25 protein-coding genes are annotated in these 25,793 nt (G+C 69.5%); 1 reads left to right on the top strand and 24 read right to left on the bottom strand.

Annotation, left to right across the window (positions count from 1 at the left end; translation table 11 throughout):
- Window positions 1-191: 191 nt before the first annotated feature.
- The gene (locus Q9S36_RS06355) at window positions 192-1,028 is read left to right on the top strand and encodes a DUF559 domain-containing protein (RefSeq protein WP_311284377.1); all 837 of its coding nucleotides are present in this window, start codon (window positions 192-194) and stop codon (window positions 1,026-1,028) included.
- A gap of 195 nt (window positions 1,029-1,223) precedes the next feature.
- On the opposite strand, the gene Q9S36_RS06360 is transcribed toward Q9S36_RS06355, so the two are convergent.
- The 24 genes from Q9S36_RS06360 to Q9S36_RS06475 all read right to left on the bottom strand — a co-directional run bounded on the left by Q9S36_RS06360 (window position 1,224) and on the right by Q9S36_RS06475 (window position 25,787).
- Window positions 1,224-3,035, bottom strand: a complete 1,812-nt coding sequence (locus Q9S36_RS06360; RefSeq protein WP_311284378.1) for an ABC transporter ATP-binding protein — start codon at window positions 3,033-3,035, stop codon at window positions 1,224-1,226.
- On the bottom strand, window positions 3,032-4,852 hold the full coding sequence (locus Q9S36_RS06365) for an ABC transporter ATP-binding protein (protein ID WP_311284379.1): 1,821 nt from the start codon (window positions 4,850-4,852) through the stop codon (window positions 3,032-3,034). Before Q9S36_RS06365 ends, Q9S36_RS06360 begins: the two co-directional genes overlap by 4 nt.
- A gap of 312 nt (window positions 4,853-5,164) precedes the next feature.
- The gene (locus Q9S36_RS06370; RefSeq protein WP_217531599.1) at window positions 5,165-5,656 is read right to left on the bottom strand and encodes a methylated-DNA--[protein]-cysteine S-methyltransferase; all 492 of its coding nucleotides are present in this window, start codon (window positions 5,654-5,656) and stop codon (window positions 5,165-5,167) included.
- Window positions 5,653-7,158: an AlkA N-terminal domain-containing protein gene (locus Q9S36_RS06375; protein ID WP_311284380.1), complete on the bottom strand. Its 1,506-nt coding sequence runs from the start codon at window positions 7,156-7,158 to the stop codon at window positions 5,653-5,655. The genes Q9S36_RS06370 and Q9S36_RS06375 overlap by 4 nt, the downstream gene beginning before the upstream one ends.
- 68 nt (window positions 7,159-7,226) lie before the next feature.
- Window positions 7,227-8,906, bottom strand: a complete 1,680-nt coding sequence (locus Q9S36_RS06380; protein ID WP_311284381.1) for an ABC transporter substrate-binding protein — start codon at window positions 8,904-8,906, stop codon at window positions 7,227-7,229.
- Between the two features lie 7 nt (window positions 8,907-8,913).
- Entirely contained in the window at window positions 8,914-9,138 is a 225-nt protein-coding gene (locus tag Q9S36_RS06385; RefSeq protein ID WP_064001283.1) for a hypothetical protein, read from the bottom strand.
- 108 nt (window positions 9,139-9,246) lie between these two features.
- Complete coding sequence (locus Q9S36_RS06390) at window positions 9,247-9,537, bottom strand: WXG100 family type VII secretion target (protein ID WP_232321638.1); 291 nt, start codon at window positions 9,535-9,537, stop codon at window positions 9,247-9,249.
- Between the two features lie 180 nt (window positions 9,538-9,717).
- Window positions 9,718-10,278 carry a GAD-like domain-containing protein gene (locus Q9S36_RS06395; RefSeq protein ID WP_311284382.1) on the bottom strand — a complete coding sequence of 187 codons (561 nt, stop codon included), beginning with the start codon at window positions 10,276-10,278 and terminating at the stop codon, window positions 9,718-9,720.
- Between the two features lie 84 nt (window positions 10,279-10,362).
- Window positions 10,363-10,923 carry a GAD-like domain-containing protein gene (locus Q9S36_RS06400; protein WP_311284383.1) on the bottom strand — a complete coding sequence of 187 codons (561 nt, stop codon included), beginning with the start codon at window positions 10,921-10,923 and terminating at the stop codon, window positions 10,363-10,365.
- Window positions 10,924-10,953: 30 nt separating this feature from the next.
- A complete protein-coding gene (locus Q9S36_RS06405; protein ID WP_311284384.1) occupies window positions 10,954-11,514 on the bottom strand; it encodes a GAD-like domain-containing protein in 561 nt (186 codons plus the stop codon).
- A gap of 36 nt (window positions 11,515-11,550) precedes the next feature.
- The gene (locus Q9S36_RS06410) at window positions 11,551-12,111 is read right to left on the bottom strand and encodes a GAD-like domain-containing protein (protein WP_311284385.1); all 561 of its coding nucleotides are present in this window, start codon (window positions 12,109-12,111) and stop codon (window positions 11,551-11,553) included.
- Window positions 12,112-12,147: 36 nt separating this feature from the next.
- Window positions 12,148-12,708: a GAD-like domain-containing protein gene (locus tag Q9S36_RS06415; RefSeq protein WP_311284386.1), complete on the bottom strand. Its 561-nt coding sequence runs from the start codon at window positions 12,706-12,708 to the stop codon at window positions 12,148-12,150.
- Between the two features lie 9 nt (window positions 12,709-12,717).
- Window positions 12,718-13,347: a polymorphic toxin type 15 domain-containing protein gene (locus Q9S36_RS06420; protein WP_311284387.1), complete on the bottom strand. Its 630-nt coding sequence runs from the start codon at window positions 13,345-13,347 to the stop codon at window positions 12,718-12,720.
- Between the two features lie 3 nt (window positions 13,348-13,350).
- A complete protein-coding gene (locus Q9S36_RS06425; RefSeq protein WP_311284464.1) occupies window positions 13,351-14,049 on the bottom strand; it encodes a WXG100 family type VII secretion target in 699 nt (232 codons plus the stop codon).
- Between the two features lie 83 nt (window positions 14,050-14,132).
- A complete protein-coding gene (locus Q9S36_RS06430) occupies window positions 14,133-18,731 on the bottom strand; it encodes an FtsK/SpoIIIE domain-containing protein (protein WP_311284388.1) in 4,599 nt (1,532 codons plus the stop codon).
- 55 nt (window positions 18,732-18,786) lie between these two features.
- Entirely contained in the window at window positions 18,787-20,160 is a 1,374-nt protein-coding gene (locus Q9S36_RS06435; protein WP_311284389.1) for an RDD family protein, read from the bottom strand.
- The gene (locus Q9S36_RS06440; RefSeq protein WP_311284390.1) at window positions 20,157-21,020 is read right to left on the bottom strand and encodes a hypothetical protein; all 864 of its coding nucleotides are present in this window, start codon (window positions 21,018-21,020) and stop codon (window positions 20,157-20,159) included. The genes Q9S36_RS06435 and Q9S36_RS06440 overlap by 4 nt, the downstream gene beginning before the upstream one ends.
- 25 nt (window positions 21,021-21,045) lie before the next feature.
- Complete coding sequence (locus Q9S36_RS06445; RefSeq protein WP_311284391.1) at window positions 21,046-21,597, bottom strand: hypothetical protein; 552 nt, start codon at window positions 21,595-21,597, stop codon at window positions 21,046-21,048.
- Window positions 21,594-22,196 (bottom strand): hypothetical protein, encoded by a 603-nt coding sequence (locus Q9S36_RS06450; protein WP_311284392.1) that lies wholly within the window; start codon window positions 22,194-22,196, stop codon window positions 21,594-21,596. Before Q9S36_RS06450 ends, Q9S36_RS06445 begins: the two co-directional genes overlap by 4 nt.
- Entirely contained in the window at window positions 22,193-22,813 is a 621-nt protein-coding gene (locus Q9S36_RS06455) for a hypothetical protein (protein WP_311284393.1), read from the bottom strand. Before Q9S36_RS06455 ends, Q9S36_RS06450 begins: the two co-directional genes overlap by 4 nt.
- A gap of 135 nt (window positions 22,814-22,948) precedes the next feature.
- Window positions 22,949-24,064, bottom strand: a complete 1,116-nt coding sequence (locus Q9S36_RS06460; RefSeq protein WP_311284394.1) for a hypothetical protein — start codon at window positions 24,062-24,064, stop codon at window positions 22,949-22,951.
- Window positions 24,061-24,711 carry a hypothetical protein gene (locus tag Q9S36_RS06465; protein ID WP_311284395.1) on the bottom strand — a complete coding sequence of 217 codons (651 nt, stop codon included), beginning with the start codon at window positions 24,709-24,711 and terminating at the stop codon, window positions 24,061-24,063. The genes Q9S36_RS06460 and Q9S36_RS06465 overlap by 4 nt, the downstream gene beginning before the upstream one ends.
- A 69-nt stretch (window positions 24,712-24,780) precedes the next feature.
- A complete protein-coding gene (locus tag Q9S36_RS06470; RefSeq protein WP_311284396.1) occupies window positions 24,781-25,080 on the bottom strand; it encodes a hypothetical protein in 300 nt (99 codons plus the stop codon).
- A gap of 2 nt (window positions 25,081-25,082) precedes the next feature.
- Complete coding sequence (locus Q9S36_RS06475) at window positions 25,083-25,787, bottom strand: hypothetical protein (protein WP_253034955.1); 705 nt, start codon at window positions 25,785-25,787, stop codon at window positions 25,083-25,085.
- Between the last annotated feature and the right edge of the window lie 6 nt (window positions 25,788-25,793).

The raw sequence follows: 25,793 nt of genomic DNA on the forward strand, positions 1-25,793 counted from the left end.
CGACCCTCTGTCGCGGATTCGGAGATGTGCCCTGGATTCGGACGTGATCGCGCGAACACGTCCGAATCCAGGGCCGGGATCCGAATCCGACGCACGCCCTCGTCTTCTCCACGAACAGGCCGGCGCGGCACGCGCGCACAAGAACCGGCTCCTGCGGGTGTGCACGGCTTCCAGCGCGCCACGCTCACCGTATGGAACTTCGCGCGTTCGTCGACAGTCGCGGTGGCATCGTGCACCGCTCGGTGCTCCTCGCTGCCTGCGCATCCCCGCGGGCGCTGCAACGCGCGGCAGCGCGAGGCGAGATCGAGCGTGTGCGCCGATACTGGCTCGCCACACCCTCCGCGCCGGCGCATCTGCGCGCCGCAGCACTCTCGACTGCGCGCGTCGCCTGCGTCTCCGCCGCACGTCACCGCGGGTGGTGGATGCCGCCTGAGGTCGATGCGAGGCTGCACTTGCACGTCCTCCCCCACGCGGAGCCTCCGCGCGGCGACCGCGTCGCGCATTGGACGCGGCCGCTCGCCCCCGTGGGACGCGCATCGCTCGTGGAGTCCGTCCACGACGCTCTCGACCACATCTCCGCGTGCGTCGACCGCGAAACCGCGACCGTCCTCTGGGAGTCGGCCTGCCGTGTCGAGAGACTCACGCCCGCCGATCTCCGGCGGGTGCGGTGGCGGTCAGCATCCGCTCGGGAGCTCTGCGACCAGATCACCGGACTGCACGATTCCGGTCTGGAGACGATCTTCGCGGTGAGGATGAGGAGCGCCGGAGTCGCTGTGCGTTTCCAGCAGTTCGTGGCCGGCCACCCCGTGGACGCGCTCATCGGCGAGCGACTGGTCGTGCAACTCGACGGCTTCGCTTTCCACTCGACCTCCGCCAACCGCACCCGCGACGTCGCGCATGATCGCGAACTCATCGCCCGCGGCTTCACCGTGCTGCGGTTCACCTACGCAGAAGTCCTGCACCGCTGGGACGTGGTCGAGCGGGCGATCGCTCGCGCCATCGCCCAGGGCGCGCACCTCTCCACCTGAAGACCCCTCCCCGCGCCGCTCGTCGCCGACACCGCACGCCTCGGATTCGGACATCCGCCTCGGATTCGGACGGGACCGCGCCTGCGGGTCCGAATCCGAGGTCGCGATCCGAATCCGGGACACACCGCACCACGAACGACGGATGCCGGGGCCCCGACTTCGGGCCCCGGCATCCGTCAGCGGCTCAGCGCCGACTCAGACGAGCGATTCGCGCCAGGCGCGGTGCAGCTGCGCGAACTTGCCCGTGCCGGCGATGAGGGCGTCGGGGGTGTCGTCCTCGATGATCCGGCCGTGCTCCATGACGAGCACGCGGTCGGCGATCGCGACCGTCGACAGACGGTGCGCGATGATGATCGCCGTGCGGTCGGCGAGCAGGGTGCCGAGGGCCTCCTGGATCTGCCGTTCGCTCGGGATGTCGAGCGACGCCGTCGCCTCGTCGAGGATCAGCACCGCGGGGTCGGCAAGGAACGCGCGCGCGAACGAGATCAGCTGACGCTGACCGGCCGAGACCCGACCACCGCGCTTGTTCACGTCGGTGTCGTACCCGTCGGGCAGCTTCTCGATGAAGCCGTCCGCACCGACCGCACGGGCAGCCGCACGGATCTCGTCCATCGTCGCATCGGGCTTGCCGAGCGCGATGTTGTCGGCGACGGTCCCGCTGAACAGGTAGGCCTCCTGCGTGACCATGACGATCGCGCGACGCAGATCCTTCGGGTGCAGCTCCCGCAGGTCGACCCCGTCGAGCGTCACAGCCCCCTTCGTCGGGTCGTAGAACCGCGCGACGAGCTTGGCGAGCGTGGACTTGCCGGCACCCGTGGTGCCCACGAGCGCGATCGTCTGCCCCGCCGGGATGTCGAGCTGGAAGTGCGGCAGGATCGTCTTCGACTCGGAGTATCCGAACGTCACGTCCTCGAAGCGCAGGTGCCCCGTGGCCTGACGCAGGTCGACCGGCTTCGTCGGGTCGGGGACCGTCGGGTCCTCTTCCAGCACGCCCGACACCTTCTCGAGCGCGGCGGTGGCCGACTGGTACGAGTTCAGGAAGAACGCGACCTCTTGCATGGGCGCGAAGAAGTTGCGCACGTAGAGCACCGCCGACAGCAGGAAGCCGAGCTCGAGCGCACCGCTGACCACGCGCAGCCCGCCCCACAGCACGACGGCCGCGAGGGCGAAGGATGCCAGGGCCATCATCGCGGGCTCGAACGTGCCGAACAGGCGGATCGAGCGCATGTTGATGTCGCGGTAGTCGCTCGCGAGGCCGCCGAACTCGCGGTCGTTCGCGGGCTCCTTGCGGAACGCCTTGACGGCGCGGACGCCGGTCATCGTCTCGACGAACTTGACGATCACCTTGGCGCTCACGACGCGGGACTCGCGGTAGACGACCTGCGAGCGCAGATAGAACCAGCGCATGAGGAAGAACAGCGGGATGCCCATCGCGGCGAGAACCAGGCCGGATTGCCAGTCGAGCAGGATGAGCGCGACGAGCGTGAAACCGCCGTAGAGCAGGCCCGAGACCAGCTCGTTCAGGCCGCCGTCGAGCAGCTCGCGGATCGTGTCGAGGTCGCTCGTCTGACGCGAGATGATGCGGCCGGACGTGTACGACTCGTGGAACTCGAGGCTGAGCTTCTGCGTGTGCAGGAAGATCCGCTTGCGGAGGTCCAGCATGACCGCCTGAGTCAGCCGCGCCACGACGACCGCGTACCACCCGATGAGGGCCGCACCGCCGATCGCAGTGACCAGGAACACCGCGACGACGGCGATCGTCGGCATCCAGTCGGCTTCCTTCTGGACGGCAGGCAGCGCGTTCGCGATGCCCCAGCCGACGAGGGCGGGGCCGGCGACGCGGAGGACGGTCGAGATGACCAGCACGATGCCCGCGAGGACGAGCTGCATCTTCAGCGGCGTGACGAGCGACCCGAGCAGTCGCAGCGAGCGTCGCCGGATCTGCCGGCTCTCCTCGCGGGTGTAATCGGAGCGGTCTTCGCCGCTGGTGCCCGTGACGGTGCTCACAGGGACACCTCCCTCTTCTGCTGACGTTCCTGCTCGTCCTCGAGGCTCGAGATGACGTGCCGGTAGTGCTCGCTGGTGCGCAGGAGCTCGGAGTGCGTGCCGACAGCGGTGATGCGCCCCTCTTCGAGGAGGGCGACGCGGTCGGCGAGCGTGACGGTGGACGGCCGGTGGGCGACCACGAGGGCCGTCGTCTCGGCGAGCACCACGCGGAGGGCGTCCTCGACGAGCGCCTCGGTGTCGACGTCGAGAGCCGACAGCGGGTCGTCGAGTACGAGGACGGCCGGGCGGGCGGCGACGGCGCGGGCCAGTGCGAGACGCTGACGCTGACCGCCCGAGAGGCTCAGCCCCTCTTCGCCGATGACGGTGTCGACGCCGTCGGGCAGGTCGTCGACGAACGCCGCCTGCGCGACCTGCAGGGCTTCGCGCAGGACGCGCTCGCCCTCGGGGCTGTGCGGGTCGAGGTCCTCACGACCGAGGAGGACGTTCTCGCGCACGGTCTGCGAGAACAGCGTGGCGTCCTCGAAGGCCATGCCGACGTGACGGCGCAGCTCGGTCAGCGCCAGGTCACGGACGTCGACGCCGTCGAGCAGCACGCGGCCTCCGGTGACGTCGTAGAGGCGTCCGGGCAGAGTCGTGAGCGTTGTCTTGCCCGAGCCGGTGAGACCGACGAGCGCCATGGTCTCGCCCGGCCGCAGCGAGAGGTCGATGCCGTCGAGCAGGTCTCGCTCGGTGGCCGCGGCATCCTGATACCGGAACCGCGCCCCCTCGAAGACCAGCTCGCCGCGGGGTTCGGCGATCGAGACGGGGTTCTCGGGGTCGACGATCGTGTTCTGCTCGTCGAAGACCTCGAAGATGCGGTCCGTCGCGGTGCGCGCGTCGACGAGGAACGAGAACAGGAACCCGATGGACTCGACGGGCCACCGCAGAATGGTCGCCATCGCGAAGAAGGCGATGAGCGCCGCGGTGTCGATCTGCTCCACCGACACGAGGTAGATGCCCGCGCCCAGGCACAGCGCGAACGCGATGTCGGGGAGCAGCACCAGCCAGAACCAGATCCAGCCGACGGCCTTGGCCTTGCTGATCTCGGTCTCGCGGAGCGTCTCCGCCTGACGCGTGAACTTGCGCAGGGCGTGGCTGCCGCGGCCGAAGGCCTTGAGGACACGGATGCCGTGGACCGACTCCTCGACGGCGGTCGCCAGGTCGCCGGCCTGGTCCTGGCTCTGCCGCGAGAGCATGCCGTAGCGGTTCTCGAAGACGTAGCCGGCGATCCACAGCGGTGCGGAGACGACGACGAAGATCGTGCCGAGCAGCCAGTGCCAGCTGAACAGGATCACCGAGCCGACGACGATCGTGATCATGTTCACGACGAGCAGCACGACACCGAAGGCCATCCACCGACGGATGAGGCCGATGTCCTGCATCATGCGGCTGAGCAGCTGGCCGGACTGCCAGCGGTCGTGGAAAGCGACCGGCAGCCGCTGCAGGCGCGCGTAGAAGTCGGTGCGCAGCTCGTACTCGACGGCGGTGGCCGGGGCGAGCACGAACCAGCGGCGCGCCCACACCATGAGCGCCTCGAGGAGGCCGAGCAGCAGCACGGCGCCGGCGCCGAGGGCGATCAGCCACGGGTCACCCGAGGCGATGGGGCCGTTCGTGCCGACGATCTGCTCGAGCACGAGGGGGATGGTGAGACCCAGCAGGCTCGCGATGAGCGCGCTGAGGGCGCCGAGCCCCAGGCGCGGGAGCACGGGCTTCGCGAAGGGGATCAGGCGGGCGAGGGAACGGGCGGTGGACAGACGGGGATGCGTCGGGGAGGTCATGATCCTGCACAGGAGTGGAGCGGATGCCGGGCGGCGCGGAGCGCAGCGGGGCGCGGACGATCAGGTCGCGGGGACCCGTCGGAGGAGAACGAAGAGGGGCGCGGGAAGCTTCCGCGCGAGGTCAGACCTCGCTCGTCATCCCCGACGGACGGGGCGTCCGGCGACGAGGAAGGCGGCGGACTTCGTGTAGACGATCTCCGGGGACATGGCTTCCTCCTTGATGGGGCCGGACGAGGCGCCCGCATCGTGCGGGAGCCCTCCAGGATATCCCTGAGGATTCGCTGTAAGCAAGCGCTTACTCAGATGGATTGATCATTTCCCCGCTTCGCGCTGCAGCAGGCTCTGCTTCACGTGCAGCCCCCACGCGAACCCGCCGAGCGCTCCCCCGGTGCGCAGGACCCGGTGGCACGGGACGAACAGCGCCGGCGCGTTCCGCGCGCAGATGGATGCCGCGGCCCGGACCGCGTTCGGCGATCCGAGGTGGGCCGCGAACTCGCGGTACGTGAGCGGCCCCCCGGCCGGGATGCGACGCAGGGCCGCCCACCCCGCGGTCTGCAGGGCGGTGCCGTCCTGCATCACGGGCACGTCGTCGATCGCGGTGAGGTCGCCGTCGTAGTACGCGAGCGTCCGCGCCGCCGCCTGCGTCCGCCCCGGCGCGACGTGCGGCGGCACGCGGTCTGCGCGGAGGCGCCCGAGGATGCGCTCGGGGTCGTCCGTCCACCCGGACGACAGCACCCGGCCGTCGTCCTCGAGGATCGTGAAGGGGCCGTCGGGGGTGTCGATGGTCTGCAGGATCGCGGTCATGAGGCGGCCTTCCGGGAAGAGGGATCGAGGTCCACGGCACGCCAGGCCTGCGTGACGGGCGCGGCGTACCAGAGGTGCGCCATGAGGTAGCTGCGCCAGGGCGCGACCCGCGCCGCCCAGGCGGTCAGGCCTTTCGCGTCCGACGGGATGCCGGCGGCCGCCGCTCCCGCCCGGGCCGCCACGTCCCCGGGCAGCAGGACGTCGGGGTCGCCGAGCACCCGCATGCGCACGTAGTCAGCGGTCCACGGCCCGATCCCCGGGAGGGCGAGCAGGGCGGCGCGCTGTTCGTGGGTGTCGTCGCCGGGTCCGAGCCGGAGCGAGCCGTCGGCGAGGGCCGTCGCCGCGTGGACGATGGCGCGGATGCGCGCGCCCGGTCCCCGGAGCACCTCGGCACCGTGCTCGGCGACGGCCTGCGGCGTCGGGAACAGGACGGCGGGTCCGTCCGGGGTCTCGACGGGCTCGCCGAGGGCGGCGGCGAGGCGGCCCATCACCGTCCGCGCCGACGCGACGCTGATCTGCTGGCCGATCATCGCGCGGATGAGCATCTCGTCCGCATCGATCGCTGCGGGCAGACGCACGCCGGGCACCCGAGCGACGAGGGGCCGCAGCTCGGGGTGCGCGGCGAGCGCCGCGTCGACGGCGGCGGGGTCGGCGTCGAGGTCGAACAGGCGACGGACGCGCGACAGGAGCGGGGCGAGGTCGCGCAACGAGGCGAGGTCGGCGCGCAGCCGCATCCGTCCCGCGGCATCCCGCCGCACCTCGAACCACGCCGGTCCGCCGTCCAGCCGGATCGTGCGCGCGAACGACGCCGTCTCACCCACCTCGACACCCGGGATCGCATGGGCGCGCATCCACCCGAACAGGCCGACGGAGTCGAAGGGCTCGCGGACGGGCAGGACGAGGTCGATGCGGCCGGCGGTCGTGGTCCCGCCCCGCCGCCTCGCGCGCAGCTCGGTCGGCGACAGCGCGAAGACCTCGGTCATCGTGTCGTTGAACTGACGGATGCTGCCGAAGCCCGCCGCGAACGCGACGTCGGCCATCGGCAGCTCGGTGTCGACGAGCAGGGTCCGGGCCGTGTGCGCCCGGTGGGCCCGCGCGAGGGCGAGCGGGCCCGCCCCGAGCTCGGCGGCGAGCAGACGCGTGAGGTGGCGTTCCGAGTAGCCGAGACGCCGTGCGAGCCCCGACACCCCTTCCCGGTCGATGACGCCGTCGGCGATCAGGCGCATCGCGCGACCGGCGACGTCGCCGCGGAGGTTCCACTGCGGCGAGCCCGGGGTCGCCTCGGGGAGGCAGCGTTTGCACGCGCGGAAACCGGCCTCGTGCGCGGCGGCGCTCGTCGGGTAGAAGGTGACGTTCGCGGCTTTCGGCGTGCGGGCCGGGCAGCTCGGTCGGCAGTAGATGCCGGTCGAGTGGACGGCCGTGACGAACTGACCGTCGAACCGCGCGTCCCGCGCGTCGATCGCGCGGTACCGCTCGTCGAAGGTCATCGGCGCGATCGTCATGGTTCCAGCCTGACACGCGCCACCGACACCGACTCGCGGAAATCGGACACGACAGCGGATGCCGCGGTTCAGCCGGCGGGCGTCCACCCCGCGACATCGGAGAGCAGCGGGGCGTCGTCACCGTCGCGCACCGTGACCCCGGTGACGTCGGGTGCGACGATCGTCACGCGCGGCACGGCGGCGAGCGGCCGCGCGACGGCGGCCTGCACGATCGTCGACTCGATCCGGGCGAGCAGATCCCGCGCGGCGTAGACGTCGAGGGTCTGCTGGAGCGTCGCGATCAGCTCGTCGCGTGCGGGGTCGGCCTGGCCGACGAGGCTCGACGATCCGTCGGTGCCCCACTGCTGGGCGATCGCCCGAGGAGTCTGCGGCACGCGGACGCGCCGGATGACGGCATCCCACCCGGGCGCCTTCAGCGCGGCGTCGAGGTCGTCCGTGGCGCAGTCGACGACGTCCCATCCCGCCTCGGCAGCCGCCGTCTTCAGTGCGCCGAACGCCCCCTTGGCGAAGCCGCTGCGGGAGTCGTAGAGGACGCACACGCGCGCGTCGTCGCGGACACCCGCCGCCGTCCGGTCCAGGGCGGCGTCGTCGGCCGGGGTGCCGAGTGCCTCGGCGAACCCGGAATCCTCCGTGACGACGTCGAAGGCGCGGGACCCCGGCGCCGTGACCATCGACGTGGTCTTCGGGTACGCCTGCGCCCACTCGCCCGCACCGGCGGCGACCATCTCGTCGGCGGGGACGACACGCAGGAAGGCCGCGCGCGCGGCGCGCTCCGTGAAGATCCCGTCGGGGCTGAGGAGCAGCGTCCAGATGGTGCCGTCGTGCGTCGTCTGCACGACGAAGTCCCGTCGCTCGCGTTGACGGACGGCTTCCCGGTCGTCGGGGGTCGGGCTCAGGGAGACGATGTCGAGCGACTCCCCCACCGCCGCGACGGGATCGTCGCCGCGCGGGACGAGCTCGATGTCGGCGATCTTCGGCGCGGCCGCACCGGTGTAGGCCGGGTTGGGCGCCAGCGTGACGCTCGCGCCCTCGTCCTCGATGTCTGCGACGACGTAGGGGCCGCTGGAGAGCGCGAGATCGGCGTCGACGGTGTCGCCCGAGACGGCGAAGGCGGTGTTCCAGACCTCCGCGATCGCGGCGAGGGCACCGGCATCCCGATCGAGGACGGCCCGGATGACCGCCTGCTTCGCCTCCATGGGGTCGTCGAGGTCGAAGGCGCGCATGCCGACGGTGTGCGCCGGGGCGTCCGCCGACACGGCGGTCTGCCACGCGATGGTCGGTGCTGCGAACGTGACGTCGATCGACCGCGCGAACTCGTCGATCGCCGGCGGCTCGGCCGCCAGCGCGGCATCCGACGGGCCGTCCTCGGACAGCAGACCCACGGATGCCGCCCATCCGAGGACGAGGTCGGCGGCGTCGAGCGGGATGCCGTCCGACCACGACGGCTCCGCCAGGTCGTAACGGACGGTGAACGGGTCTTTTTGAAGGATGCGGACCGTGCCGAACGACTCGTCCGGGACGACCTCACCGTCCACGACGCGACCGAAGGACGATCGGGTCACCGCCGCGATGTCGCGGTTGCCCGGCGTCGGATCGACCCGGGCGTTCAGGGATGTCACCGGACCGGCCCAGCCGACGGTGACCGTGCTGTCGGGGACGACGGACGGCGGGAGCGCCGGCGCGCACGCGCACAACGCCAGGACGGCGACCGCGACAGCAGCGACCGCGGTGCGGCGGGAAGCTCGCATCCGCTGATCAGATGCGGTCGGTGTCGTCGCCGAGCTCCTCGGCCATCTGCCGGTACGGCTCGCTCTCTTCGCTTTCGAGCCAGCTCTTCGCGTACTCGAGCAGCACGGCGGGCGAGTCCTCCGCCTCGGCTGCGCTGGCGAACGGGCCCAGGCAGTCCTCCGACGGGCGCTCGTCGTCGCGCACCACGGACTGGGTCGAGAGGTTGTACCAGTAGGTCTGCGAGGTGGTCATCGTCGCGACACTCCGTTCGTCATCCTGATCCTAATCATCATGAACACGGGCAACGGGCCGCGATGCGGATCCTGAGATCGCATCGCGGCCCGTGAGCGTGTGGAGGGATCAACCGCCGGCGAGCTCGGCGTCCGTGTCGCGGATGCGGTCCGCCATGCGGTCGAGCGCCTGCGCCATGTCGTTGACGGCCTCGGCGGCGTCGTCGAGCGACGTCGTGAGCTCCGAGTACGCGGTCGAGAATGCCTCGGACGCGTTCTCGGTCTTGAAGCCGTCCTGCACCAGGTCATCGATGATGCCCTGGAGCTCCTTCAGCGTGTCGGTGACGGTCTGACGACCATCGCGCAGGCGCTGCGCCGCGCTCTCCATCTCGCTGTATGTTGCACCAAAATCGTGAGCCATGAACCCGCCTCCCAGCGTGTCGTCGTGGTGCGGAGAACCGTTTTCCTCCCCCGCGTGAACGATGCTAGCGAAGAGGTCTCCCCCGCCCCATGGGGAGAAGTCCCCTCTTGACAATCCTCCGTCGGGCCGGTCGCGCGCCGAGGCGAAGGGCTGGTCGACGGCGGAATTCCGCGCGTGCGCTCAGTGCCCGATGGGGCCTTGTAGGTCGACCATCATCTGGATCGCTGAGAGGGTCGGGCGTTTCTGAAGTGTGTCGACCGTGCCCGGGCCGCCCAGGGATGGCAAGGGAACGAAGATGAACGACTCGTCGAAGTCCGGTGCGCCCTGCGTCGCAACCGCTTCGGGGAAGACGCCCCAGTTGAACTCCGCGGCCAAATGGTCCACGCCCACCGCCTCGGTGAGAAGAAGGAATGAATCCACGTCCCCCAGGCCGACGCCTCTGTTCTCGCGGAAGATGAGACCCACAAGTCCACCCAGACTGGGCTCCCAGGTGATGAGATCTCCCAGCCCGGTGACCATGACGGGGATCGCCACACCGTCACCCTGGGTCTTGCCGATTCGGTCGCCGAGTTCAGCCTCGTAGACCGCGGGATTGATGACGCGGATGAAACCTTGCCCGAACGTGCCGTAGCCGTACTGCTCCCAGACCTCGACCAGCTCCGCGGGAACCCGATCGCGATAGGCAGCCACGACCTCGGGTTCGACAGGTGCATGCTCGACGAAGTCAGCGAACTCGATCATGCCCACAACCTATCGACGATGACGATGGTGGTTTCGTCTCCGACTCGAGCCAGCGGACAGTCTTGACCCCAGGCGCGGCCGACTTCAGTGACCGACCGGACCCTGCAGATCGACCATTACTTGAATGGCCGAGATGGTGGGGCGTTTCTGCAGAGTGTCGACCGTGCCCGGACCACCCAACGACGGCAGCGGGACGAAGATGAACGACTCGTCGAACGTCACGGCCCCTTGACGGGCAACTGCCTCCGGGTAGGGGTCCCACGCGAATTCTTCCTCCAGGTGCTCCGCCCCGTCGAGGCGAGTCAGGCCGAGGAAGGTCTTGGGCGAACCCAGACCCACCGTCTCGAACTTCCGGAAGAGGATCGCAACGAGTGAATCGACGCTCGGCTCCCAGGTGATGAGATCGCCCAGGGCGGTCACCATGACGGGGATCGCGATGCCGTCGCCCTGGGTTTTCCCAATCCGATCACCGAGCTCAGCCTCGAACACTGAAGGGTTGATCACGCGGATGAACCCCTCGCCGAACGTGCCGTAGCCGTATTGCTCCCAGATCTCGACGATCTCCGAGGGAACTCGGTCGCGATACGCGGCTATGACTTCCTGCGAGACCGGCGCGTGCGCGACGAAATCTTCGATCTGGACCATGGTTTTCAACCTAGAACCCGCAGTGGCCGATCAGTGACCGATAGGCCCTTGGAGATCGACCATGACCTGGACGGCGGAGATCGTCGGCCGCTTCTGCAACGTATCGACCGTGCCCGACCCACCCAACGACGGCAGCGGAACGAAGATGAACGACTCATCGAAGTCCGGCGCGCCCTGGGCCGCGACCGCTTGTGGGAATACACCCCAGTCCAGAACACGCGCAAGGTGACGTGCGCCGCCTGCACGCGTCAAGGTCAGGAAGCTGGACACCTTGCCCAAACCCGCGCCTCGCTTGCCACGGAACATCAGCGCGATCAGGCCGCCGAGGCTCGGTTCCCAGGTGATCACGTCGCCAAGGCCGGTGACCATGACGGGGATCGCGATTCCGTCACCCTGTGTCTTACCGATGCGGTCGCCGAGCTCCGCCTCGTACACGCCGGGGTTGATGACGCGGATGAAGCCTTCCCCGAAAGTGCCGTAACCGTACTCCTCCCAGATCTCGACGATCTCCGAGGGAACCCGGTCACGGTACGCAGCGACCACCTCCGGCTCCACCGGAGCATGCGGGACGAAATCTGCGATCTGAACCATGGTCTCCAACCTAGGGACAAACCCAGGTGCGGCCGATCAGTGCCCGATGGGCCCCTGCAGGTCGACCATGACCTGAATAGCCGACAGCGTCTGACGCTTCTGCAGGGTGTCGACCGTGCCAGGTCCACCCAAGGAAGGAAGGGGAACAAAGATGAACGACTCGTCGAATGCGGGCGCCCCCTGCTGCTGGACCGCCTCAGGGAAGACATCCCACCCGAACTTCTCCGACAAGTAATCCGAGCCGTCCAGCTTCAACAGACCGAGGAAAGTAGCGGCTTTGCCCATCCCCGTCCCGCGGTTGCTCCTGAACATGAGTACGACGAGCCCGTTGAGACTCGGCTCCCACGTGATCAGGTCACCGAGACCGGTGACCATGACGGGGATCGCGATCCCGTCACCCTGCGTCTTACCGATGCGGTCGCCGAGCTCCGCCTCGTACACGCCGGGGTTGATGACGCGGATGAAGCCTTCCCCGAAAGTGCCGTAACCGTACTCCTCCCAGATCTCGACGATCTCCGCGGGAACCCGGTCACGGTACGCAGCGACCACCTCCGGCTCCACCGGAGCATGCGGGACGAAATCTGCGATCTGAACCATGGTCTCCAACCTAGGGACAAACCCAGGTGCGGCCGGTCAGTGCCCGATGGGCCCCTGCAGGTCGACCATGACCTGGATAGCCGACAGCGTCTGACGCTTCTGCAGGGTGTCGACCGTGCCCGGTCCACCCAAGGAAGGAAGAGGAACGAATACGAAGGACTCGTCGAAAGAGGGTGCACCCTGCCGCTCAACCGCGTCAGGGAAGATACCCCAGTCAAACTCGTCCTCGAGGTGCTCCGCACCGTCGAGCCTCAGAAGGGTCAGGAACGAGGACGGCTTTCCGAGCCCCGTGCCGCGATTCTTCCGGAAAAGCAGCGCCACCAGTCCTCCGAGGCTGGGCTCCCAGGTGATGAGATCGCCCAACCCTGTCACCATCACCGGTATCGCGATGCCGTCACCCTGCGTTTTCCCGATCCGGTCTCCGAGCTCGGCACCATAAACCGCGGGGTTGATCACCCGAATGAAACCCTCGCCGAAGGTGCCGTACCCGTACTGCTCCCAAATCTCGACTATCTCTGAGGGCACGCGGTCGCGAAACGTCTCAATGATCTCAGGCTCGACGGGCGCATGTACGACGAAATCCGCGATTTCCACCATTGCTCAAACTTATCCGAACGTGACGTTCATGTAGACATCGTTGAGATTCACACCTGGATTGTTCTGAATAAATTGAACGACCGCAGCGTCGATATCACCCACTCGCGTTCGCCATTGGGAACCGAGCGACGAGTTGATCCGAGAATCTCCGACGCCCGAGATATCCGTGACGTTGCCGCCGGCGATACCGTCGAGTCGGTGCGTCGCCGCTTGAGTACGCAACCATGCATCGGCCGCTGCCTGTGCGTCGGTCTTCGACATCCCCTCGCCGCGCAACTCGGTGATCTTGTCCTTGAGGGCGTTGCCCCGCGCATACTCCTGCGCCCGGAGCGAATCGGGCGTGCGGCCGTTCTGCACGTACTCCGTACGGTTGCGGAGCCAGTCGGACAGCGGCATCTGCTGCAGGGCATCCATCTGCTCGTTGTACTGGCGGTCGTACTCGACCGGGTCGTGCTTCTTGTTCCGCTTGAACGGACGCAAGGTGACATCGAACGTGTCGATGTCTTCGACGCCGTCGCGGTTGCGTCGCTGCTTGCCGCGCAAGCCTCGCACCATCTCGCCGAGCTGCCGACCGTGGACCGGGATGTCGTCCAGCGCCCGCAGCATCGGCTTGATGAGTTCGTCTCCGACTCGAGCCATGTGTCAGTCCCCCGTGATGTTCAGTCCGGCGAGGTCGGCCATGAGCCGGTCCATCAACGATTCGATGTCGGCAGCGCGCAGATCGAGCTCCTCCTCGGACTGCTCGAGCGCCTGCAGGTCGGCGTAGAACTCGTCTGGGTTGCCGGCCACGGCCTCGACGACGGGAGCGTTCAGCGCCGCCATGACAACAGCGGGCAATTCATCGGCGAGCGGCTCGATGACCGTCGGCAGGATCTGGTTCAGCGCCTGCTCGATCGCGACATCGACCGCGGCGTTCAGAAGCTTCTTCTTGATGATGAGCATCGGGCCGGCACCGGCCGCCGTGATCGGGTTGGTGAGCATGCCCACCAACGCGATCATCGTCGTCGTGACATCGGCGATGACCTTGATCTTGAGCCCCAGCACGACGCCGGCAGCGATGTCCATCCCGGGCGGGACGGGCCCCAGCAGGTCGACGAGCTTCTGCAGATTCTGCGACCGGTTGGTGTTCCACGCCGAGACGAACGCGGGTCCCGCCTGGCCTCGCATCGCCGCGGCCAGGTCGCCGTTCACCTTCCGGTCGATGGCCTGCAGGGAGTCCTCGAGGTCGTCCCGGAAGTGCGAAACGATCTGCGCACCGCGTCGCAGTTCGTCCTCGTCGACGTCGGGCCATTCGAATCCGAGCTTCTCCATCACCCAGATCAGTTCGTTCGGCAGCATCATGCCCACGGCGCATCACCTCCCCAGCGAGAGTAGGCAAGATCGGCCGTGAGGTACATGGGGAGAAGTCCCCGGCTCATCGGGGGTCAGGCACCGAGCGTCGTACCCGCGGCATCCGCCGTCACCGCTTCGCGGGCGGCCGCCCGTGTCGTCGGGGGCGCGACCGTCGGCTGCGGCGGGGGTGCCACATCGGCGACGAGCGGCATCTGCACGGTGACCGAGCGACCCGCCTGCACGAAGATGCCTCGACCGACGGGGAAGTCCGACCGCTTGACCCGACCGAACGGCGTCTTGAAGATCGCCTCGCCGTCATACGTGTCGGGCTTGAGGACGATGCCCTGACGGCCCGCCTTCCACTCCCCCAGCACACCGATGCTGCCGCTCGCCCGCGAGATCTCGGCGTCGCCGATCAGCATGTGCTCACTGTCGTTCATCGCCTGCAGCAGGGTGCGCATCGGGCGGTCGGCGGGGCCGTCCGACAGGTGCGGCATGTCCTCGATCACGATGAGGATGCGGCCTTCCGACACATCCCGCGTGATGAGCTCGGCCAGCTCGGTGGCCAGCTCCTTCTCGTCGTCGGGACGGGTGGCGCTCTTCACCCACGGACGGAAGTCCTTGAGCTCGGCGCGCCGGCTGCCGAAGTGGTAGAGCTGGACGCCCGGGTCGAAGCGTTCCATCGCGATGACGAGCGACTTGAGAGCGTTGGTGCGACCGGATGCCGGCGGCCCCGAGATCACGAACGAACCGATCGGCTCGAAACCGTGCGCCGAGAGGGTGTCGTCGGCGACGCCGAACACCGGCATCCCGTCGACCCGGGCCGGCATGTCCGTGGCCGGCACCGCGGTCGGCAGGGCACCGATCTCGGGGAGATCGCGCACGCCCTCCGCGCGGAGCTTGTCACCGAGGACCCCGAGCGCCCTCGTCTGCTCGACGGCGTTGGAGGTCCCGCCGAGGACGGCGATCTGCGCCTCGTGACCGTCGATGACGGCGCGCCCGGGAACGGACTGCTCGTCGAGCACGTCGCGCGGAGTGCCGAGCAGCATGTACTGCGACGGGTCGCCCATCCGCAGGACGACCTTGCGCGAGATGTTCGAGGCGACGGCGCTCGGGACCGCGTTGCCACGGTCGGCCGTGAGGACCGTGTGCACCCCGAGCGTGCGACCCTCGCCGAGGATACGCATGAAGGTGCGGTAGAACGGGCCGCGACCGGGCGCCACCTCCCAGTCCTTCTTGAACTCGGGGAAGTTGTCGATCAGCAGGATGATGCGCGGGAGGTTCGGGTCCGCGATCTCGCGATACTCCTGCAGCGTCGCGGCGCTGGCCGCCGAGAATGCCGACGCGCGGCGGTCCATCTCGCCGTCGAGGGTGCGCAGCAGACGCTGGATGCGCTCGACGTCCGAGCCGTCGACGACCGACCCGACGTGCGGGAGGGCCGACAGCGCGCCGAGCGCGCCGGTCGCGAAGTCCAGGCAGTAGACGTTGACCCGGCCGCGGTCCGGTCGCATGCCCGCCGCCGTACCGATCGTCTTGAGGACGGTCGACTTGCCCGACCCGGACGTGCCGTACACGACGAGCGATCCGTCGCGGTCGGGAACGAAGAACGCCGGCTCCTGCTGCTGCTTCTCGGGCACGTCCATGAGGGCGATGGGGATGCGGGTGTCGCCCTCGTTCGCAAGGTTCGCGAGGTCGACGAGCGCCGACAGGTCGTCGAGCCAGGGACGACGGGGGCGCGGCAGACCCGCGACCTCGCACGCGGTCACGAGGTTCGACACGATGCGCCTCTGATCGTTCGGTCCGAGGTCCTCCTCGTGCGAGTCCGACTCGGCGGGGCGGTCGGGCTCCCACTCGGCGGCCGCACCGAAACGCAGCTCGGCGACGCGCACCTCGGCGACCGCGGTGTCCTCCAGACTCGTCCAGCCGCCGGTGTAGGCGGACTGGAACGGCACGAGGCGGCCGGGGCCGGTCTTGGCGATCGCGCGCCCGGGGACCGACGCGGGGAAGCTCGCCGCGACGTCATCGTCCACCACGTCGCGCGAGTCCGCCTCATCCGCCATACGGAGGGCGATGCGCAGGTTCGTGTTCGCGCGGAGGTTGTCCTTGATGACACCGGCGGGGCGCTGGGTCGCCATGATGAGGTGGATGCCGAGGGAGCGGCCGCGCTGGGCGATGTCGACGACGCCGTCCACGAACTCGGGCATCTCCGAGGCAAGGGCGGCGAACTCGTCGATGACGAGCACGAGCGACGGCGGGCACTCCGGGTCCTGGCGCTTCTCGAGTTCGAGGAGGTCCTTGGCCTTCTTGCGGTTCAGCAGGTGCTCGCGGTGCTGCAGCTCCGCGCGCAGGCTCGTCAGCGCCCGGCGGACGAGGTGCGGATTGAGGTCGGTGACGAGACCGACGCAGTGCGGCAGGTCGACGCAGTCGGCGAAGGCCGAGCCGCCCTTGTAGTCGACGAAGAGGAAGGTCACGCGATCGGGGCTGTGCGCGGCGGCCATGCCGAGCACCCACGCCTGCAGGAACTCGGACTTGCCCGAACCGGTCGTGCCACCCACGAGCGCATGCGGTCCCTGCGTCCGCAGGTCCAGCGCCATCGCGTCGCTCGGCCCTTGCCCGATGATCGCGCGGAGCGTGCCGGCCTTCTTCAGACGGGGCCGCGGCGTCGGCGTGCGGTCCACGATCGTGTTGTTCTGCTGCCAGCGCTCGATCGCCGCGTGCGGGTTCTCGGCGATCGCGGGGTCGATGAGCTGCAGGAAGTTGACCGAGTTGGGGATGTCGGACGCGTCGTGCACGACCGTGCTGGCATCCACCACCGGCGACAGGCGTCGCGCGAACATCTCCATGTAGGCGTTCGAGACCCCCTCGACGGCGACGTGCTCGAAGGCCTCGCCGTTGCGGACGAGACCGACCCGCGCATCGGCGAGGTCGTTCCGCAGCTCGATGAAGCTGCGGCAGACCGCGGGCAGCGACTCGACCGTCTCGGAGATGAACACGGCGTGGACACCGTGATCGGCGCCCCGCTCAAGGACGTCGGTGAGGCGCCCGCGGTCGACCGGCGCATCGCCGGTGACGAAGACGACCACCGAGATCGGGGGTGTGCGGACGCGGTCCTCGGCGGCACGAGCGACATCCGTCCCGTAGAGGAGGGGATTCCAGTCGTCCTTGAACGGGCCACGGGGCTCGCCCTCGCGGCCACCGGCCGAGGCGCGACGGACGTACTCCTCGAGCGAGTTGAGCAGGCCCGCGGCACTCGGCGCGGAATCGGCCAGCGGCGCCGAGCGGAACGGGCTGCGCTCGGCGGTCGTGTGCGGAAGCCACTTGAGCCACTCGAGCTCGGGCGTCCAGGACGAGTCCGAGAAGGCGACGGTCACGACATCGTTGGGCGCGTGCAGGCCGAACACCTGCACGGCCACGCCGCGCATCGCATCGGCCACGAGCGCGCGCGGACCGGCGATGCCGATCGAACCGGAGGTGGGGAACGTCTCGAAGACGGGGACGTCGTCGACCATCTCGTAGCGCAGCCGCAACCGATCGACGCGGTCGATGTACTCGGGCAGCCCATCGGGCGTCTCGGCGTCGTCGATCCCGTTGCGCGCGGGGAGCGAGCAGGTCCCGAGTCGCAGGGCGAGGAAGTTCCAGTGCTCGGGACGTCGGGTCCACAGCAGCGGACCGAGCCGCATCGCCTCTTCGAAGACGTCGGCGACCGCCGGCGCCTCGGCGTTGCGAGCCGCCTCCTCCTCGGGCTTGCCGCGGAAGAAGTCCTCCTCCAGTTGCTCGAACTGCCGCTCGAAGAGCAGACGCTCGTGGTCCTCGCTCTTGCGACTCTGGACCGACTGGTTGATGAGGTTTCCGAACGCCATGAGCGGTGTCATGACGATCAGCAGGAGCGCGCGGGGATTGCCGTTGAGCGCGAACAGCGCGGCACCCATGAGGATCGGGGCGACCATGATCGGCCAGGGGAAGATCTTGCCGATCTTCTCGGTGGGCAGGCGCGGCGGCTTGAAGCGCGTGCCCGGGTAGCGGACCTCGACGCGCGGACTGCGGTTGAACAGCAGCCCGCCGCCACGCTCGATGATCGGGTCGTCGGCGGCGGCACCGTCCCACGCGTTCGTGAGGTAGACGACGAGCGTCGTCGCGCCGATGACGAAGGGCCGACCGTCCTCGACGCGCACACGCTGCACTTCGACGCCGTCGACGAGGACGCCGTTGGCGGAGTTCAGGTCGACGACCTCGGCGTGCGCACCGACCTCGAGTCGCGCGTGGCGCTTCGAGACCATGGGGTCGGTGAGCACGACGTCGTTGCTCGGGTCGCGCCCGATGGTCACGTGACCTGCCGACAGGGCGAACTCCTGTCCGGCGAGCGGCCCGGCGGTGGCCCTCAGGATGCCCACGGTCTCGCCGCGTCCGGCGCGGATGTATCCGGCACCGTAGTTGACGATGGATGCCGCGAACCCCGACCCGAGGGGCGCTTCGCCGATCGGCAGGTCGTGGGGCAGTTCGACGGCGCGGGACGCGGTCGGCGGCGCGACCGACAGGGTGAGGACGTCGTCCTCGGCGAAAGTGGTCGACCGGGCGGGATCGGATGCTGCGATGTACCGCGCGACGTCGCCGACGGTCGCCGTGGAGTCGGCTGTCACGACGATGTCGACGGGGTCGTTGTCGTGCCGGTGCAGGGTGAGCTTCAGCCGCATTGCTCTTCTCCGAGGGGGTGGGGACGCGTCGGGCGGACGGGTGCGGGCGGGACGATCACAGTGCGACGACCTCGGCGAGGCGGTCTCCGAGGCGGACGGTGTCGCCGACGGCCGCGGCGAGTGCCACCCCGGCGACGGCCGCTGTCTCGACGCCCGCACGGACGACCGCACTGCCGTTGGTGGACCCGCGATCGACGACCTCGAGCCCGTGGGCGGTGGGCATCAGAATCGCGTGGGTCTTCGAGAGGGAACGGCTCTCGTCGAGCAGGCGGTGCGGCTCGGCACCCGGTGCACTCGCCGGGTCGGGATCGCGACCGATCAGGAGCGGCCCGGCGACGGCGACCGTCTCCCCCGTGTCGAAGCGCAGGCCCCACCGGGGCGACGGCGCGGGCGCGGGCTCGGGTGTGGGCACGGGCGCGACCTGGGGCGCGGGCGCGAGCTCGGGTGCGGGCGCGGGCGCGGCTTCACGTGCCGGTGCGGGCACGAGCTCGGGTGCGGGCGCGGGCGCGGCTTCACGTGCCGGTGCCGGCAAGAGCTCGGGTGCGGGCGCGGGCGCGGCTTCGCGGGCCGGTGCCGGCGACGGTGCGGGCCCGACGCGGGGGGTCGCGAGGCCGGGGGCGGCGTCGATGACCCCGGGAGCGGCCGACGCCGCGGCATCCTCCGTCGCCGCAGGGCGGCCGTCGGATCCGCGATTCACGCCGAGGACTCCCGCGCTGATGCGGTTGCCGGGACGGTAGTCGGGGCGCGCGCCGGGACGGGTGGGGGTGGCGAGCGACGGGCGCTCCGGGCGTTCGGGGACAGGCTCCGCCTTGACGGTCTTCCGGGCGATCCGCATCCGCTTCTCGTCATACGGGTTCAGGCCGCGGCGGATGTCGACCAACCACATCCGCGCGGCACGGTCGTGCAGCCCGCGGCCCCGCTCCTGCGGGTCGAAGGTGGGTGAAGCGAGGATGACCGCGGTGCCGATGACCGGGATGACGCCGGCGAGGCCGACGATGAGCGCACGGAGCAGGACGGCTCCGGCGCCGGGCTTCTCGAGCGTGCGGACGTTGATGCTCCGGAGCCCCGTGAACCCCTTGCCGATCGTCACCCCGCGCCGCGCCTGCAGGACCCACTGCACGATGAGGAAGGCGAGTGAGAGCGCCACGGTGATACTCGCCATCACGGCGGCCAGCACGAAGCCGGGGTGGTTGACGAGTCCATAGGGCGAGATCGCCCCGGTCGCGAGCTTCAGGAGCAGCGGGACGGCCCCGAGCCACAGCGGCAGCTGCAGGAGGGCCCAGATGAGGATGTCGAGGAGGAAGGCGAGGGATCGACGACCGAACGGTGCACGGACGAGGCCCAGGGCGGCCGCGTACGCGGGGTCGGGCCGACCCATCGCGTCGACGCCGTCCGGCCGGTCCTCCGGCTGATCGATCTCCCAGATCATGCCGTCGGTGCTGCGGGCTGATCGCCGGGCACGAAGTAGCGCGCGGGTGAGAGCCCGGTGCGCACGACCGCGTCACCGGCGGCGTCGAGGAACTGGGTCAGCGTCGCGACGCTGAGGGTCCCCGACGGGTCGGCGATGATGACATTGTCGACCACCGGCAGAAGCGTCGCGGTGCCCTGCGGCCACGTCGCGAACGTCGTGGTCACCCCCGACTCCAGCACCCGGATCTTCGCGGGCGCGATGTGCACGTCGGGGCGCTGGAGGGCGACGGTCTGCACGTCATACGCGCGCACCGAGAACAACCGCAGCACGCGCTCGAACCGCATCGCCAGCTCCGGCACTCGCTCCCGCCACGGGAACGGCGCCCACCCCTCGTCGGTCCGCACCATCGGGTGCGCGCTCACCAGGGGCCGGTCCGCGTCGAACAGCTCCTCCGCGACGTCCAGCGTCCGCGCAATGGCGGCCTGATCCTCCGCACCCACGATGACCACTCGATCACGGGCGTACGGGAACACCACCGGGTCGCCGGAGAGCTCGAGCCCCGCCACCCGCGACGGGTCGAGCAGCACCGCAGCGGCGAGCGCCTCGTCCTCGATGACCACCGTCCCCTCCACCGCGGAGGGGGGCTCACCGACGAGCGATACCGCAGCGCGCAGGGCGTCCCGGAACCCGGCATCCGCCCCCTCCGTCTCCCCCTGCGTGACGGCGGAGCCCCGATCACGGTGATCGAGCCCGACGAAGACCTCACCGCCGACGTACTCGACCCGCGGGTGCGCGGGCCCCGGAGCCGTCTGCGCGAGCACTCCCAGCTCGCTCGCACCATAGATACGCACGGTCACATCCGTCGCGATCGCACTCATCGGTTCAGCCCTCTCATCAGCGTTCTCACAGACTAAGTCCTCGGTCATCGGCGCTGAGCGCGTCGACGTCTCCCCACGACCACCGAAGGTCGGGGACGTCCTGGCTCGGGCCGGGCGACCGGTGGAACACCCACCCGTCGGGAACGAGGTGCAGGGCGAGGGATGCCGTCGCCTCCGGGGACCCGTCCCCGGCTCGCACGAGCGCCACGCCGACCCCGTCCGGATAGATCCAATACCGGACCCGAGTGGCAAGGACAGCGCGCAGCGCCGCCGTGTAATCGCCGATCGCGTCGTCGCGCTCGGCGTCGAGGTCCAGCAGCGACCAGTTGCCCGCGCGATACAGGCACGCTGCGCTCAACGAATGCCAGAGTTCCTCGGCGTCCGCAGGTGTTCCCGCGGAATGCCACTCCGCCAGCGGCACGATCCGCGCCTCGCCACGGACGAGAACGGGGACACTTCCCTCGATCAGGCCGTCATCCGTCGCGTTGACCGCTCCTGCCGGCGCCGCGTACGCGCTCACCAGCGCGCGCCGCGCCTCCTCGGGGAGGATCGTCGATTGCCGGGTCGCGGCTGTCATCGGTCGCCCCCACGACCGTCCGTCGCCGGCGACCACGTCAGGTCGACGGGCGGGATCCTGCGCGTCGGCCGAGTCGTCGACAGCCATCCGAGGGGCACGATGTGGACGGCACTGGCCGACGCGGGCGCCGGGAGCGGTTCGCCGTGCACGACGAGGACGATCGCCCTGTCGCCGGAGCCCCACCAGTCGGCGCGGCGGACCCCGTGGCGCTCCAACGCCCGCACATACGCGTTGGAGGGCGCGTCGCCCTGCTCCACGGCCAGGGCGGCGCCGTGACGGTACTCGCAGGCGCTGCTGATGCTCCGCCACAGTTCGCTGGCGCGCTCGCGCACGGCCGCGCGGATCTCGTCGCTCGCCGCGGGCTCCCACGAGAGCGGCACGATCGACACGTCGCCGCGGCGGAGGAGCGGCGTCCCCGGGATCAGCTCGCCGTCAGGCTCGTCGCCGCGGGCATCGACGAGCCGCGCTTCGATCTCGTCCACGATGCGGCCGCCTCTGACGAGGGCGCCCTCGCCGTCCTCCGAGCGGACGTCGGCCGCATCGATCACGTGACCCGTGAGCCAGGGCTCTCCCGACACGGTCGCGTCGGGCTGAGTCATGAGTTCAGGTCCAACCTCTGCGCCCTGCCCGGCCACAAGCCCGGGTTGTAGTCGCCGTCGAGGTCGCGCCCCACGCCCGTCGCCGAGGGGGGGATGTCGATGACCGCTTCAGGGATGCCGGTGGGCAGATACCCGCCGGGGATCCAGTGCTCGTTCGCGCCCGCCTCGTTGCCGGACGGCATCCGGAGGTTCGTCAACTCAGAGGGGTCGAAATGGCGCACTTCGAGGGGCAGCGGATTGCCGTTGTCGTCGAAGAACCAGCTGCGCTCCATGCCGAGTTGATCGGCGATGATGTTCACGTCGCCGTCGGCATTGCGGATGATCTCGTCGAGCTCGGACGTCGGGAAGACGAAGGTCGAGCCGTCCCGTTGCCCGGGGCCGTACGTGTGCAGCGTGTCGGAGAAGTAGATCCTGCTGGCGCCGTCGTCGAAACGCGCCAGGTGCTGGGAGATGTAGTCGCCGTCGAGGTAGTCGCCGGGGTCGGGCGCGCCGCCCTTCCAGCTCACGACGGCGTCCGGCGTCCAGTGCGTGTCGGTGCGCCACGCACCGCTCACGTTGTCGAGCGCAGTGACCTGCGAACGGTTCAGGTCCTGGCGCTGACTGTGCTTACGGAACATGTCCGCGAGTTGACGCACGTGGACGGGAACGCCGTCCAGCGAGTTCTTCAACGGTCTGATGACCTCACCGATGCCCATGATGCCCCTCCCCGTTCAAGGTAGCCACGACGATCGCCGGCCACCCAGGTCTTGCTTTCAGGCCGTCCATGGCTCAATGTCCGCCCTCGACCATTGCAGGTCGGCGGGCGCACGTCCGGACGTCGTCGCACTGCGCCCCGACACCCAGCGCGCCGGCACGAGGTGCACCGCGAGCGCCAGATCGCCCGCCTCCGGATCTCCGGAGCGGACGAGGACGACGCCGGTCTCGTTCAGGACCCACCATCGTGCGTCGCGGACGTCCGCCGCACGCAGCGCCGCCGCGTAGGCGGCCACCGGTCCGTCGCCGCGTCCGTCGAGCGGCAGATCGATCGGTCGCCCGGCGGCGTACTCGAAGGCGCCGGCGAGCCCCGCTGCACGATCGTCGACGCGTCGACGCTCCTCCGCGGCATCCCGCCCGGATGCGCGCGGCGCGGTGCCCTGCAGTATCACCGGCACGATCCTCGCCGCCTCTCGCTCGATCACCGGCACCGCCGAGGGCACCGGCTCGAAACGGGTGAGCGCTGTGACCGCGTCGAGGACGGTGGTATCGGATGCCGGCAGAATCCAGCCGCCTTGCTCGGAGGCGGAACCACCGGCGGCGATCTCCGCACGCGCGTACGCCTCGGCCGCGTCGATCGCATCCAGGTTGAACCGGGCGAACTCGGGCGGAGCGGATGCCGCGATGACCGGCCCCCAGTCGCCGAAGGCCGGGACGTCGAGCCACCGCAGTTCCTGCGGCGCGCTGATCTCGGTGACGAGGTCCTCATCGATCGGAGAGGAGCGCTCGATGTGGACGACGCCGTCCGCGTACCAGCGGTGCTCGACTCGCAGCAGCTGGGAGTACGGTACGCGCCGCCCCGGATCGCCCTCGGGATAGAACAGATCGACCGCACTCCGACGCAGCAGGCGCCCGTCGGTCTCCTCCCACCCGACCCGGCGGATCGGCGTCTTCGTCGGTGCGTAGAACGTGACCGAGAACCGGTGGCGGCGTACAGACACATCGAGGAACCACGTCGGCGGGGTCGACGCCGCGACCACGCTCAGTCCCTTGCCGTCCTCGTACCGGCGGCGGGCATCGTCGTCGGTCAGATACGGGTTCTCGCCGAGGGCCTCGAGCCGGTGGATCTCGAATCGCTCCGGGTATCGGACCGCGCCCGCGTCGCCGAGGGTCACAGTCGGAAGGGCGTGTACGAGCCCCACGTCCCGCCGGCCGACGGGTCACCGCGACCGGCATCGGGATGAGTGTTCAGCACGGCCTCGGGGATCCCTTCGGGCAGATAGCCGCCGGGGATCCACGCCTCGTTCGCGCCGGCTTCGTTACCCCGCGGCATCCGGAGGTTCCCGTTGACGATCTCCTCGTAGCTGAAGTCGGCCCGCGTGATGTCGACGGCGTTGCCGTTGGCATCGACGAAGAAGTACTCCCCCAAGCCGAGCATGACGCCGAGCTTCTTCGGGTCACCGTCGGCCTGCTGGATGATGTTGTCGATCTCGGAGGTCGGAAACACGAACGTCGTGCCCTGATTGCCGGGCCCGTAACGGTCCAGGCTCTCGCTGCGGTAGAACCGAGTCGCGCCACCTTCGAACCGCTGCAGGTGCTGCTGGATGTAGTCGGCGTCGAGGTATTCCGCCGGGTAGGGCCGATTCGGCTTCCCCGATCCGACGATGCGGTCCGGCGTGTGCCAGGAGTCCTTCTTCCAGCCGTCGCGGAGGGGCTGGGGCACGTCTGTCGCGTCGAGGTCCGTCACCCGGTTCGTGCTCTGATTCTGCTTCTGCCCGTGCTTGCGGAACATCTGCGCGAGTTGACGGACGTGGACAGGCATCCCCTCGAGCGAATTCATCATGGGTCGAACGACCTCGCTACCGATCCTCATGACTCACCTCACTCCCTTTCATCGCCAGTTGTACGTGTAGGCCCAGGCCAGCGCATCCAGGGCGCCCGACGAGAGTTCCGGATGCCGCGCCACCATCTGCGCCCGCGCTCGGCGACCCGCCGTGGGGAGGTCGTCGCGGGTCCAATAGGGAGCGATGACGAGACACTCGGTCACTGCCGCCTGGGCGCGATCTTCGAGGGGCGAGACCCCGCCCGGGGTCTCCTGCGCGCGAGAGCGAGGGTGCGATGACGTCCCCCAGCCCAGCAGAGCGACGATGGCGGCGCTCAGATCGTCGTCGGTGACCACGGCGTCCCGCACGGTCAATCGCCCCCGATGTTCAGGCCGGCGAGGTCGGACATGAGCCTCTCCGTGAGGGTTTCGACGTCGGCGGCGTGCTGTTCCATCTCGCCCTGCGCCTGCTCGAGAGCCTGCAGGTCGGCGTAGAACTCGTCGGGGTCGCCCGCGACAGCCTCGACGATGGGCGAGTCGAGGGCGGCCATGATGACACCGGGCAGCTCGTTCGCGAGCGGTTCGATGACCATGGGGAGGACCTGGTTCAGCACCTGCTCGACAGCCATGTCGACGGCAGCGTTGAGCAGCTTCTTCTTGATGATGAGCATCGGGCCGGCCCCGGCTGCGGTGATCGGGTTCGTCAGCATCGCGACGAGCGCGATCATCGTCGAGGTGACGTCGGCGATGACCTTGATCTTGAGCGCGGTGACGGCACCGGCGGCGATGTCCACCCCGGTCGGCACGGGCCCGAGGATGTCGAGCAGCTTCTGCAGGTTCTGGGCGCGGTTCGCGTTCCAGGCCCCGACGTACGCCGGGCCCGCCTGGCCGCGCAGCGCCACGGCGAGCTCGGTGTTGACCTTGCGGTCCATCGCCTGCAGCTTGCCCTCGAGCTCCGTGCGGAACACCTCGATGATCTGGCCGCCGCGGCGGAGTTCGTCCTCATCGACGTCAGGCCAGTCGAAGCCGAGCTTCTCCATCACCCAGATGAGCTCGTTCGGCAGCATCATTCCCATGGCGGA

It is taken from the genome of Microbacterium sp. ARD31 (assembly GCF_031844425.1).